Origin of the sequence: Ignatzschineria sp. F8392 (assembly GCF_002252045.1) — a bacterium.
Classification (GTDB): Bacteria; Pseudomonadota; Gammaproteobacteria; order Cardiobacteriales; family Wohlfahrtiimonadaceae; genus Ignatzschineria.
Window position 1 is genome coordinate 48,391 of the sequence record NZ_NEFF01000003.1, and the last position, 14,108, is coordinate 62,498.

General features: G+C 43.6%; 7 protein-coding genes. 5 read left to right on the forward strand and 2 right to left on the reverse strand.

Translation table 11 applies throughout. From position 1 onward, the window contains the following. The first annotated feature begins 229 nt into the window (after positions 1–229). From yajC to B9T19_RS06230, 5 genes are all read left to right on the forward strand, one after another. A complete protein-coding gene (gene yajC / locus B9T19_RS06210) occupies positions 230–625 on the forward strand; it encodes a preprotein translocase subunit YajC (RefSeq protein WP_094567753.1) in 396 nt (131 codons plus the stop codon). 120 nt (positions 626–745) lie between these two features. After that, the gene (gene secD / locus B9T19_RS06215; protein WP_094567754.1) at positions 746–3,595 is read left to right on the forward strand and encodes a protein translocase subunit SecD; all 2,850 of its coding nucleotides are present in this window, start codon (positions 746–748) and stop codon (positions 3,593–3,595) included. Between the two features lie 405 nt (positions 3,596–4,000). Beyond that, positions 4,001–7,288: a DNA translocase FtsK 4TM domain-containing protein gene (locus B9T19_RS06220; RefSeq protein WP_094567755.1), complete on the forward strand. Its 3,288-nt coding sequence runs from the start codon at positions 4,001–4,003 to the stop codon at positions 7,286–7,288. 134 nt (positions 7,289–7,422) lie between these two features. Continuing rightward, positions 7,423–8,814, forward strand: coding sequence for a M17 family metallopeptidase (locus B9T19_RS06225; RefSeq protein ID WP_094567756.1), 1,392 nt, complete (start codon positions 7,423–7,425; stop codon positions 8,812–8,814). Positions 8,815–9,175: 361 nt separating this feature from the next. Then, positions 9,176–10,504 carry a D-alanyl-D-alanine carboxypeptidase gene (locus B9T19_RS06230; protein WP_158214368.1) on the forward strand — a complete coding sequence of 443 codons (1,329 nt, stop codon included), beginning with the start codon at positions 9,176–9,178 and terminating at the stop codon, positions 10,502–10,504. Positions 10,505–11,148: 644 nt separating this feature from the next. On the opposite strand, the gene B9T19_RS06235 is transcribed toward B9T19_RS06230, so the two are convergent. Then, positions 11,149–12,138 (reverse strand): ornithine cyclodeaminase family protein, encoded by a 990-nt coding sequence (locus B9T19_RS06235; RefSeq protein WP_094567757.1) that lies wholly within the window; start codon positions 12,136–12,138, stop codon positions 11,149–11,151. A gap of 404 nt (positions 12,139–12,542) precedes the next feature. Continuing rightward, entirely contained in the window at positions 12,543–13,829 is a 1,287-nt protein-coding gene (locus tag B9T19_RS06240) for an MFS transporter (protein WP_233146811.1), read from the reverse strand. Positions 13,830–14,108: the final 279 nt, after the last annotated feature.

Below are 14,108 nucleotides of genomic sequence, written 5' to 3' on the forward strand. Positions count from 1 at the left end.
CTCTACTTCGATCAAAATTTCGCTCAAATGAGTAGAAGTTTTAAGCGTTTGCAATAATATAGTGTTAGAATGATCAACTATTCATTTTTATAATTGTATTTTTATAGTTGCATTTTTGTAGTTACATTGTTGTAGTTATATTTTTGCAATTATATTTCTGCAATTACATTTTTATATTCATAAATTTTTTAATTTCGAATCATATAAATCATATTTAATGGGAGCATTTATGAAGCGTTTACTGATTGCTTTAACTGCCTTAGTTTCTCCAGCATTTGCACAAGCTCAAGAGCAAAGCATTTTTCCAACCCTAATTCTGTTTGGGGGAATGTTTGTTGTGATGTATTTCTTGATGATCCGTCCACAACAAAAGCGTGCAAAAGCACATCGCGAATTGATCAACTCACTTAAAGTGGGTGATGAGATCCTTTTAAGCTCAGGTTTTGTTGCAAGAATTCGTGCGCTTGATGAGAACTATGTGAGTGCAGAAATCGCTCCTAACGTTATTATCAAAGCACAACGTCAAGCGATCAGCTCACTTCTTCCAAAAGGAACTTATCGTGAGAAGCTTGATGCAACCCCTGAAAAAGTAGAGAAAACAGAAAAAGCAGAAAAAGCTGAATAATTTTAGAATCGATATTCAGATCGATCAATATGACAATAAATCGCCTTTCTGGCGCCGGCGCCTCTACTCTGTAGAGGCGTTTAGGCTTTTTGATTCACACACTAAAAGTAACCCAATATTATGCTAAATCGATATCCGCTTTGGAAAAATATTCTGATTTTTGGGGTCATTGTTCTCTGTACTATCTTAGCGCTCCCCAACCTCTTTGGGGAAGATCCATCTATTCAAATCTCCCCCACACGAGATACCCAGATCAACTCTGAATTAGTCGCTCGCGTGGATACTGTTTTGAAAGAGAACCACTTCGATGTTAAACGTATCGAAGAATCCCAAGATCAAATTCTTATTCGTTTTAAAGATACGGAAGAACAATTAAAGGCGAAAGACCTCCTTGATGGTGTTCTCCAAGATCAATACCTCACTGCCCTCAACCTTGCTCCCGACATGCCGGAGTGGCTCTCTTCACTTGGGTTACAACCGATGTATCTAGGTCTTGACCTGCGCGGTGGTGTTCATTTCCTCCTCGAAATTGATATGGAGGGGTTAATTACCCAATTGACCAATACCTATGCCGAGAGCATCCGGAGCCATCTTGCAGATAAGGGGCTCACGCCGCTGATCGATATTACAGACCCTCAAACAATTGCCATCAGTTTTGGGAATGCTAATGAAGCCAATCGTGCGCGTCAACTACTCTCAACCAATCAAGCCTTCTTAGAGCTCTCCTTTGATAGTAGTGGCAATCGCGTCATCGCTAAAATTAGCAATAAAGAGATCAATGAACGAAAAGCAAGTGCAGTGGTCCAAAATATCACCACGCTTCGAAATCGTGTCAATGAGTTAGGAGTTGCCGAGCCTATTATTCAGCAACAAGGACTAGATCGTATTGTTGTTCAACTCCCCGGGATTCAAGATACCACTCGCGCTAAAGAGATTTTAGGAACAACTGCGACATTAGAGTTCCGTATTGTTGATGATCGCTCCGCTACTGAAGCATATAAAGCGTTAGAGACGGGTCGTGCGCCATTAGGAACAAAGCTCTATCTGACTCGTGATGGAGTTCCCTACCTCTTAAAACGCCAAGTGATCTTAACAGGAGACTCTATCGTTAAGGCAACAGCAGGACTCAATCATGAGACTAACTTGCCGGAAGTCTATATCACGCTCGATTCGAAAGGCGCTGACCGCTTTGCTGAGGGTACAAAAGCCAATGTGAAAAAACCGATGGCGACCGTCTTTATCGAAAATAAGTTACAGACAACTTTTGATAAAGAGGGTAATGAGATTCGTAAAAGTATCACAACAGAAGAGATTGCCAACGTCGCAACGATTCAACAGCAGCTCTTCTCCAACTTCTCGATCTCAGGTATCAACTCACTTCAAGAAGCAAACAATCTTGCAATTACCTTAAGTTCAGGGGCATTAGCTGCACCCATCCATATTATTGAAGAGAGAACGATTGGACCGAGCGCCGGTAAAGAGAATGTTCAACGCGGTGTTGATGCATCACTCTATGGGCTCTTGATGGTGATGGTCTTTATGATCTTACGCTATCGTGGTTTTGGGATGGTAGCAAACGTTGCGTTACTCGCAAACCTTGTTCTGATCTTAGCGGTTCTTTCACTGCTTCAAGCAACTTTAACGCTCCCGGGGATTGCCGGTATTGTCCTCTCATTAGGGATGAGTGTTGATGCCAACGTCTTGATCAATGAACGGATTCGAGAAGATCTGCGAAAAGGCAGCACACCGCAACAGGCGATCAACAATGGGTTTGGGAAAGCATTCGGCACAATTATGGATGCCAACTTAACGAGCCTCTTCTCAGCTATCGCCCTCTTCTTTATTGGTTCAGGCCCTATTAAAGGCTTTGCTGTTACTCTCTCTGTAGGGATTATCACCTCTGTCTTTACTGCCGTTTACTTCAATAGAGCGATTATCAATCTTCTCTACGGAAGTCGTCGCACCATCAAGAAACTCTCTATCGGCGGTCGCGAGCGACTCCATATCTTCTCAGGAGAGACCACCTACAACTTTATGCGCTATGCTAAGCTTTGGATTGGCGCTTGTATCGTGGTCTGTATCCTTGCAGTAGGAATCTCTGTCACGAAAGGCTTCAAATTGGGGCTCGACTTTACAGGGGGAACGGAGATTGAGGCGGTCTATGAAAAACCGGTAGAGATCGATGCTGTTCGTGAGCAGTTAGAGGCGATCGGCTTTGATTCTGTCGTGGCACAACATTTCGGTTCAGCACGTAATGTCTTAATCAACATTCCTACGACCGATGATATTGAAGAGTCCACCACAATCACTGAGGACCTAACACTCGCCTTAACACTTCCTGATAATCCAATGACGATTCAAAAGATCGACTATATTGGCGCCAAAGTGGGGAGCGAATTAGTATCTGATGGGGTAATGGCATCAGCACTTGCGATCTTCCTAATCCTTGTCTATATCTGGTTTAGATTTGAGTGGAAGCTCTCTATGGGGACAATTCTCTCCACAGTCCATGATGGTCTCTTTGTGGTTGCGGCATTCTCTATCTTAGGATTAGAGTTTGATCTAACCTCACTTGCGGCGATCTTGGCGGTGATCGGTTACTCCGTCAATGACACGGTTGTTATCTTAGACCGTATCCGTGAGAACTTTAGACTCAATCGTACCGATACCCCTAAAGAGATTATCAATGCCTCGATCAATCAGACACTCTCGAGAACGGTAATGACATCACTGACCACCTTCTTAGCAGTCTTAGCACTCTATCTCTTTGGTGGCGAAGTGATTCACTCCTTCTCGCTCATTATGTTAATCGGTATCGTGATTGCGACCTACTCTTCAATCTTCATTGCCGCAGCAGGAGCCTACGTCTTAGGGCTTAAGCGGGAAGATCTTATTCCTCCGCCTGTTGCTAAGGAAGATGGGATCGTTATCGATGAGGGAGATAGTCAGAGCAACTCAACATTGCCCTAGAGTAGCACCCCCTTATCAACTATTTGATAGATCCCTATAAGGATCGCTAAAAAACCTTTACATCTCGCAGGTGTAAAGGTTTTTATTCATGGGGCAATTTGCTAGAATAGGGAGTCTTATGAATCAATGAGGCAAAATAGGTTCGGTTAGATCGACCGGCCATTAAATCACCGATTGAAGCATAAAACAGATTGTTATACAGATTGTTATATTAGATTTTTGTACTAAATTTTATACTAGATTTTTATAGTAGATTTGGTAGTAGATTTGATAGTAGATTATTAAATTGTAAATTCTTGAAGTTAACTCTCTCCAAAGGATCTTCATCAATCTCTAAGAGAGTTCCATAAAGTATTCACTGTTATTCACTGTTACTCACTTTATTTGCAATAAGGATGGCTCATCTTGCGGCAAGTTGTTCCCAAAAAACCGAAAGCCTCTACGCTTTTTCTGACGGCATTTTCAAAGACGGTAGGAATCGTACTATTTATTGCAACGCTCATTATTGCGCTTGCAATGTCACTGAGCTTCTACAGTTATCATCCCGATGATCCCGCTTGGAGTAGCGCAACCACTGCTGAGGTTGTCCATAATATTATGGGCGAGCGTGGGGCTTATTTCGCCGATATTATGCTCTCTGCCATCGGCAGCACCGCTTGGCTTTTCCCCCTTTTTCTGATCGGCTTTGGCTATCAGCTCTTCTTGAAAAGAAAGATCTTAACAGTCACCTTAGATAAGATCAGTTTTCGACTTTTAGGCGTCCTCATTACAATCTTCTCTCTCTCAGCACTACTCGATCTTCATAGTGGCAATGGTGGGATGATGGGCGGATTTATTGGGACAGAACTTATCAATATTCTCAGCACTGCTTTCTCCATCGATCCTGAGCTTTTAACCTATGGTACAAAGATCCTCTTTGCGATCTTAACCTTTATCGGCTTCTATCTTGTTACCGGCTCAGGCCCTATCGGTTGGATGGATTATTGTGGCGCCTTCATCCTGATGCTCTGGTTCTCTATCTTCCCCTCAAAAGAGGTAGAGGCAGATATTGTTAATCAACATCTCCCTGATCATGATGGCAATATTGAGCAAGAGACGATCGATCGCATGCTCAATGAGACTGAAGGACGCAAAGCACCAAACTTCTTCAATAAGATCTTTGCCGGTGCTGATGATGGCCTTGAGGGTAAACATCAAGATTTTATTGAGATCGATGAAACAATTCTCAAAGAGGAATCATATGAAAACTATGAATCTAATGCCGATTTAACAATGCCGAATACACCTCTCAAAGAGGAGGAGCTCAGTAGCTACCATTATCAACCTCTTGAGGAAGAGAACCAACCTGCGGAAGATCAAGACGAAATGAAAAAAGCACAAAACAACATCCCCCCTATTTTCCGTAACTTAAAAAAAAATCATAACGAACCCACCGCGACAGAAGAAGCAATCGTAGAAACAGCGAAAACAGCTGAAAGACTCGACATCAATCCACTAGAACCCAAGCTTGATGAGGTTTGGGATGATTTCATTCGTGCGCCCCAATCTTCACAAGAAGACGAGATAGTAGAGAGCGCTACTGATGAGGTGATTGAAGAGGAGGAAGAGAAGAAGAGTATCCCCTCTATCTTCCGTAATCTCTTTAAAGCGCGCCGTAAAACCAAAAAAGTGGAAGAGGACCTCCCTGTTAAAGTTGAACCTTCTCTCGATTCTCTCAAAACTGCGGCAGTAGTAGCGAGTGCCTCAGCGGATACGCTGCCTCATGAGCAAGAAGAGAGAGGGGGAGAAAGTGGAGAAGATATTGACGCTTTTACAGCACAAGCAGATCAAACAGAACAAATAGATAGTGACAATCAAGATCTATTAGAGAGCGATCCACTTCAATTTACCCCGCTTCAATTTGCCATCACTGATCCTTCAGAGGTACAAGATGAGAATCACCCAATGGAAGATCAGCCGACATTAGAGCATGAGGAGCGAGAGATTCAGCCGCTTGATCTCATCGTTGCAGATCTTGAGATAGAAGAGAGTGAGAATGAAGCCGTCGAGGTCATCGCACCGGCATTTGAAACACCGCAAGAGAAAACACCGACACCTGAGGCACCCAAAGAGCGCTATATCGGCCATGAGATCGACCCTAAAAGTGGTATGCCCATCCCCGTTAAAGCGCCTAAAGAGTTTCCGATGGCCGGTCGTCTGCCGGGATTAGATCTTTTAGGTAATCCCCCTCCTGTGACCGAAAGTTATGATGAAGCGGAGCTTGCAGAACTTGCCTCACTCATTGAGGAGCAGTTTAAGCACTTCAATATTGAGGTCTCTGTTGTCAATATTGAACCCGGCCCGGTAATTACTCGATTTGAACTCGATCTCGCGCCTGGTGTGAAGATTGCGCAGATCAATAATCTCAATAAAGATATTGCGCGAGCGCTCTCGGTAACGAGTGTCCGTATTGTCGATATTATCCCCGGAAAACCCTATATCGGTCTTGAAATTCCTAATAAGAAGCGACAAATCGTCTACTTTAAAGAGGGGCTCTATGCCGAAGCGTATCGCAATAGTAAACATCCCCTTACGATCTTGCTTGGGAAAGATGTTTCGGGCAATCAAGTTGTGGCCAATCTTGTTAAGATGCCCCATCTTCTTATTGCCGGGACCACAGGCTCAGGGAAATCGGTTGGACTTAATACCATCTTATTAAGCCTTCTCTATAAAGCTCGTCCGGAAGATCTTCGTCTCATTCTCATTGACCCGAAAATGCTTGAACTTTCGGTCTACGATAACATTCCACACCTTTTAGCGCCGGTTGTGACCGACATGAAAGAGTCTGCAAATGCGTTACGCTGGGCGGTGATGGAGATGGAGCGTCGCTATCTTCTGATGAGTAAACTTCGTGTCCGTAATATCGATGGCTTTAATCAGAAGGTGAAAGAGGCCATTGCTGCCGATAACCCTATTGCTGATCCACTCTGGGATGCATCGCGTGAGGTCTCTGACCATGCGACAGCACCGCTCCTCAAACCTCTTCCCTACATTGTGATCGTTATCGATGAGCTTGCCGATATGATGATGAGTGTAGGAAAAGCCGTTGAGGAGCTGATCGCACGCTTAACCCAGAAAGCACGTGCTGCCGGGATTCATATGGTTGTAGCAACACAGCGTCCATCGGTAGATGTTATTACCGGCTTAATTAAGGCCAATATTCCAAGCCGTATCGCTTTCCAAGTCTCAAGTAAGATCGACTCTCGTACCGTTCTCGACCAGCAAGGTGCGGAGAACCTTTTAGGTCATGGAGATATGCTCTTCTTCCCTACCGGTGCGCCCTTCCCTCAACGGGTTCATGGTGCCTTTGTCGATGACAATGAAGTCAATCGCGTCACCGATTTTCTCCGCTTAACAGGCGATACCGATTATGTGGATGATATCTTAAAAGATCCTACAGAAGAGATTCCAGGACTCTCAGAGAATGCCTCTGGCTATGTTGCTTCACCTGATGATGTGGAAGATGTGCTCTATGATGAAGCGGTGAAGATCGTTTTAGAAGATCAGCGCCCCACCATCTCCTATGTTCAACGAAAACTTCGCATTGGTTACCAGCGAGCAGCTCGTCTTATTGAGGCGATGGAGGAGCAAGGGATCATCTCTGCTCCTGCCGCAAATGGTAACCGAGAAATTTTAATTCATTATGAAAAATAGTCTTCTTATCTGAATCTTATAGCAATTTTGCCTCAATCAATTGTGAGGCAATTTTGTATCAACTTTATATCCATTTTATATCCATTGCTTATCAATTTTAGATAGATAGACTTTTAACAGGAAAGTGAGAAAACATGATGTTACAGACCGAATTAGATCATCTTTATAGTGAACAGGAAGCGGATGCTATCCCTCTCAGTTTTGCAAGCACTCTCTCTGAGATAACGCTAACAGATGCACAACGAACGCGATTAAAGCGAGAAAAGGAAGATGAGACAATTCATGCCGGAGAGATCATTCCGCTCTATGACGAGCAAGGAGAACTTAAAGAGGTGGTTGTCGGTTACAATGAGAAAGAACCTCTCTTCACCTTGGGCGATAGCTATCAAAAACTCCCTTTAGGCCACTACCGCCTTCCTGAAACATTGGGAGAAGAGGCGCTCTATAACCATCTCCTCGCCTTTGGTTTAGGGGCTTATCAATTCAATCAATATAAACAAGCAAAGCAACGCGCAATCTCCTTCTACCTTCCTGAAAATGTTGCAAAACGTGTTAAAAATGCTTTGAGTGCTCACTACTTAATTCGCGATTTAATCAATGAGCCAGCAAATACCTTAACCCCCGATAATTTTGTAACACAGATTCGTGCAGAACTCTTAGGGTTTCCCGTCACCATTAAAGAGATTGTGGGAAGTGAACTCTTAAAGCAGAATTTCCCACTGATCTATACCGTAGGTGCCGGCAGTAAATATCAACCTCGCCTTGTCGAAATTATTGCAGAAAAAGAGGGAGCCCCACAATTAACCCTCGTTGGAAAAGGGGTCACTTTTGATACCGGCGGACTCGATATTAAACCCTCTAATAGCATGCGTTATATGCAGAAAGATATGGGGGGTGCAGCGCATATGCTCGCGCTTGGAAAATGGATACTACAAGAGGAGTGGGATATCTCTCTTCGTATCCTCCTCCCGATTGTTGAAAATAGTGTCTCCGATCGCTCTATGCGCCCGGGTGATATTGTCAAAAGTCGTAATGGTATGAGCGTTGAGATCGACAATACCGATGCGGAAGGACGCTTAATTCTCTGCGATGCATTGACCTACGCATTAGAAAAACCATGTGATTTCCTAATCGACTTTGCCACATTGACTGGTGCCGCTCGCGTCGCTCTCGGTACGGAGATCCCGGCACTCTTTACCAATGATGATGCTTTTGCGCAGATCATGCAAAAGAGTGGTGAGAAGAATTGTGATACCGTTTGGCGACTCCCCTTCCATCAAGCCTACAATGAATGGATCGATGCAGAGACAGCGGATGTTAGTAACTCAGGAAGCGTCCCCTTTGCCGGCGCGATTACAGCAGCACTCTTTCTTGAACGCTTTACGAAACAGAGCAATGTTCCTTTTGCCCATGTCGATCTGATGGCTTGGAATATTCGTCATCGCCCAGGTCGCCCTAAAGGGGGAGAAGCGATGGGGCTTCGTGCGGCATTTGATGCCCTTAAAGAGCGTCTCAACTGTCAATAGGATCAGCCTAATAGATCGGCATAGTAGATCGGTCTTATAGATCGATCTGCTGGATCTGACAAGATCAATAAAGCCCTCTATTGAGTCGCAGACAAACAATGAAAACCATAGTATCTGGGGAGTTTTATAGAATCCCTTCTCATGACTATGGTTTTCTCAATTAAATAATTGTACACTGAAATAATAGCTCTTTTTTTGACAATGACTCTTCAATGGGAAACAATCTTATCATTGAGGATCAATATAAGAGATGGGGTTCAAGCTTTTTAATGATCTCTTTTGAAGTTAAAGAATCACCGAAGTTGACCACCTCTCATACCTCCTGACTATTTCCCTCAACCTAGAATCGTAAATTGCGCCAATGAAAAAGACACTCCGATATCTCCTAGCAGCAAATCTACTGATCTGCACGCTATTGTCTCTCGCCTTTGCCGAGACAGGGTTCTCCGCTTTTGTGGTTGATCATAGAACAGGTAAGCCACTCTATGAACATGATGTCGATGCAAGACGCTATCCGGCATCATTAACAAAAGTGCTAACGCTCTATATTGTCTTTGAGGATCTCGCAAAAGGTAAGGTCAATCTCAATACCAAAGTCCCCTTCTCCGCAAAAGCAGCGGCTCAACCCCCCTCAAAAATTGGTGGGAAAGAGGGAACCGCAATCACATTAGAGACTGCCATTAAAGCTTTAATTGTTAAATCCGCAAATGATGTGGCGCTAGCCGTTGCCGAAAAGATATCTGGTTCTGAAGAGGCTTTTGCTCGCCGAATGAATCAGACAGCAAAAAAATTGGGGATGCATAGTAGCCACTTTGTCAATCCTCATGGATTACCGAATGATAACCAATATACAACCGCTCGAGATATGATCAAATTAGGGATCGCGATTCATAATCACTTCCCACAATATTATCATCTCTTTCAGACCCCTTCATTTGAATATGCCGGCGTCACTTTCCGCTCCCACAACCGCGTTAATCGAGATTTCCCCGGTGCAGATGGGATTAAAACAGGTTATATTCGTAAATCAGGATTTAATCTCTTAACCAGCGCTAAACGCAACAACAATCGTGTTTTCGCTGTTGTTTTAGGGGGAAGAACCACACAGCTACGGGATGATTTGATGATCTCACTTCTCGATCAGAGCTTTAATGATGGTTATAAGGGACGCTCTATTCGTGAAATCTCCCCTTACATCACAAAAGATATGACCGTTCTCTTCACTCCCACAAAAACGAAACCGAGTGATAAAACGCAACTCTTCGATAGCAAAAAAGGGCGTCGAAGTGGTTCTACCGCAATCGTTAAAGCACCACCACCACCGAAAAAAGAGCAGGTCAAACCTGCTGAGGTTGTCGCGCCGATTCCGGCATTAGTTTTAGAATCCTCTTCCGATCAGATTATCGCCGGCACAGGAGATTACTCACCCGGCACCGCTCCCATCCGTGGGCCGATTGTGAGCGCTTCAGGACTGAGTCATGCGGTACAAGTAGGCGCATTTAAAGATTACAATGCCGCACGCAATGAAGCACGCAGTGCTTATGAAAAGGTGAGAAGCGGTACCGTTCAAGTCTTTAACACCGGCGAATATTATCGCGCGCTTCTCTCAGGATTTAATGAGAGCGAAGCAGAGAGAACCTGCCAAAGCCTACGACAGAAGAAGACCGATTGTTTTGTAATAGCGCTTTAAGTGTTATCTAAATCATCAGTAAAACAGTCTGAACGCTGCCGGATCTTACTATCGTGTGCTTCCACAAATCATGTGCCGGCAGATGGCGATTTTCCGACTGCCGGCGATTACATTTTAAATAGTAATGATTTTTCTGGTGTTGAAAGCGCCAAATGGTGGGCATGCACTTGTTATAAGAACGAAATAGTGGGCTCCCACCGCTCTAAAAACTCTCTTATTTGTTGAAACAATATAGGTTGATGAGTTGCCGGAAATGACCACTGCGCGCTTCCACAGTTTGCATGCCGGCAAATATCGCCGCTACTTCAGCAATATCATCCTCGGCACTGAAAGTACCGAATCGCGGGCATGCATCAGCTAAAAGAACGAAATAGTCGGCTCCCGCCGCTCAACAAATCTTCTTAAGAATGATTGATTGAGATAAAAATGGCTGAGCGCTGCCGGATCTTATCATCCCGTACTTCCACAAATCATGTGCCGGCAGTAAGCAATCATCCGATTGCCAAAATAGTTCTTATCTTTATAAAAGCTGATGAGGTGCCGGTTCTTACTATTGTGTGCTTCCATCAATCACGTGCCGGCAGATGATGATTTTCCGATCGCCGGCAAATATCGCGACTACTATGATCTAAAAAAGCTTAATCCTAAATCTCTACATCAACGCCCACATTTTCTGCTAATGCAGAGTGATAGACACCTTGCGCCACAGCTAGATCAAAGTAGGCGGAACCGACTGACTTAAAGAAGGTGATCGCGCTTTCGTCCTCTCTTCCGCTGATTTTACCGGCGATAAGATCTTGTAACTCACCTGAGATCTGATCGAAAGACCACCCCTCTTTTTCGACAGCATGGATAAACTCTCCAGCCTCTTCCGTTGCACCATGAAAATCATCAACAACAATCTGAGCAGTACGTGTAATAAAGTGAAAATCGACCTCCTGCATATCCGGTAGATAAGAGCCCACGCCATTAACATGAGTTCCCGGCTGAATATCCTTGCCATCAAATACCGGCGTTTTAGAACGTGTCGCACAATTGATAATATCAGCCTCTTGCACTGCTTTAGAGCGATCAAGTGCGATCACAATCTCAATATCCGAATTGATCGGATAATCTCGCAATGCTTGTGCAAATCGCTCTGCATTTTCAACCGTCGGATTCACAAGATTGATCTTAGTGATATTACGTACTTCCAAAACACCTAAAACCTGCTCAAAGGCCATCTTTCCCGTTCCAATCACCGTTAAAATATGGCTATCACGGCGAGCAAGATAATCGGTAGCAAGACCACTTAAAGCCCCTGTTCGAAGACGAGTTAGATAAGAAGCATTGAGTAGCGCAAGATGATCACCATTAGTGGCATCCGATAGCAGGATAACCCCTTGTGTCGTATTTTTTCCTTGCAATGGATTATTGGGAAAGATTGTCACTGCTTTCATACTCATCAATTCATTTTCTAAATCTGCACAAGGCATATAGAGAACGGAGGCGTGTTCCTCTGGGAATTCGATCACTGTACGAAGAGGATTTTCCACCTTTCCGGCAGCTTTCGCCTTCAATATATTAGCTACATCGCGTAGTGCTTCCGGCATCTTATAGGTTGCGGCAATCTCTCTCTCATTGAGAATTCTCATTATTATCTCCTCATATTTTATGGTGGATCTTCTCTGTTAAATCTAGCGGAAACAAACAATAAAACAAACAATATCTTGCTCCCTTAATATGGATATACAGACTCAGATTCAGATTTAGATTCAGATTTAGATTTCAAATTAATACACTACCTCAATAGTTTATTCTGATCTAACATCTCCTGACCTAACAGATAGAAGATCGCTCTTAAAAAATCTTACCGCCCTAAAAAGAGCGGTAATACGATTACTTCATAGTAAATGATCCTCTCTATATGTTCTATCTGTCAATGTTAGAGGGTAATCAGTCACCTTATATTTATTCAATTACTATTGTTATTCGATTACTATTGAAACAATTATTATTGAACCCACTCAATCTCCACAATAGAGATCTAGAATAGCGATTACGACTCACTAAATGAGCTCCTCTTATTCTTTGCAAAGGCAATCGCCACAAGCGAGATCACTCCCGTTAACATAATATAGATAGCAATAGGCACATAAGAATCAAAATAGCTTAAGAAGGTTACGGCAATAAGGGGCGCCGTTCCACCTGCAAGCGCCGCCCCAATCTGATAGCCTAACGTAACGCCGGTATAACGAATTTCAGGGGCAAAGATCTCCGAGAAGAAAGTCCCTAAAACGGCAGTAATCGGCGCCCAAATGATTCCCAATCCTAAGATAGTGGCAATCACCAATAAGATCACTGATCCTTGATTCACCATCCAGAAATAGGGGAACATATAGAGAATCATCACAATTGTCCCAACCACGTAGAGCTTCTTACGCCCAACTCGATCAGACAACGCGCCCATCATAGGAATTAAGATTGAGGTGATAACACTTGCAACCATTACGGCTGTTAAAGTGGTTGTCTTACTAAACCCTAAATTGATCGTAGCATAAGAGACGATAAAAGTACTGAAGATATAGAAAGGTGCCGTCTCTACAAATTTTGCGCCTATTGCGATCAATACCTCACGCCAATGGTAGCGGAGTGTATCGATGATCGGCATCTTAGGGACTTTCCCCTCTTTCTGCACCGCTTTAAATGCTGGCGTCTCATCGATCCCATTACGAATCCAGAGCCCTAATACCACTAAGAGCGCACTTAAAATAAAGGGTATTCTCCAACCCCACTCTAAAAATTGCTCATCGGGAAGTAGCGTCATCAATGAGAGGACTAATGTTCCTAAAACCATACCGATCGGAATTCCAACCTGTGGGACACTTCCGAAGAATCCACGTTTCTCCTTAGGCGCATACTCAACTGCTAAAAGAAGCGCACCGCCCCACTCTCCACCGATCCCAATTCCCTGAAGCAGACGAAAGAAGATCAGAAGAATCGGCGCCCAGATTCCAATCGTATGATAAGAAGGGAGAAGCCCGATCGCCATTGTTGCGATTCCCATCAAGCTCAATGTGAGCACTAAGGTCTTCTTTCGTCCGATACGATCACCAATATGGCTAAAGAGCACACCGCCAAAGGGTCGGATAAAGAAGGTGAGCGCAAAAGAGGCGTAAGAGAGAATAAGACCGATAGCAGGGTCATCACTTACGAAAAAGATCTGATTAAAAACTAAAGCGGCAACGGTTCCATATAGGAAAAAATCGAACCACTCAATAACACTTCCTGTCAGACTTGCGATCAAAATCTTACGCATCGTCTTAGGATCATGCGTATTCTCCATACTTCTCTCCTCTTTCTATTCTTATTATTTTGGTTATTTGGTGTTTGGTGTTTGGTTATTTTTATAATTTTTTATTTCTATCTTACTTCTATCGTGCTTCTATCGTGCTTCTATCTTGTTTCGTTATTCTTTTCCGATAATTCTGACAATTCTGAATAATCCTGATGATGCTGTTGATGCTGATGATCCTGATCTCTCACCTCGCTTCTTATTAAGGCGCTGGGCTCTCCTCTTGCCCTTATTACTCTTATTACTCTTATTACTCTTATTACTCTTATT

Bases quoted from the DNA above. Each gene is read 5' to 3' on its own strand.
- yajC (WP_094567753.1), top strand. From the start codon at position 230: ATGAAGCGTTTACTGATTGCTTTAACTGCCTTAGTTTCTCCAGCATTT.
- secD (WP_094567754.1), top strand. From the start codon at position 746: ATGCTAAATCGATATCCGCTTTGGAAAAATATTCTGATTTTTGGGGTC.
- B9T19_RS06225 (WP_094567756.1), top strand. From the start codon at position 7,423: ATGATGTTACAGACCGAATTAGATCATCTTTATAGTGAACAGGAAGCG.
- B9T19_RS06230 (WP_158214368.1), top strand. From the start codon at position 9,176: ATGAAAAAGACACTCCGATATCTCCTAGCAGCAAATCTACTGATCTGC.
- B9T19_RS06235 (WP_094567757.1), bottom strand. From the start codon at position 12,138: ATGAGAATTCTCAATGAGAGAGAGATTGCCGCAACCTATAAGATGCCG.
- B9T19_RS06240 (WP_233146811.1), bottom strand. From the start codon at position 13,829: ATGGAGAATACGCATGATCCTAAGACGATGCGTAAGATTTTGATCGCA.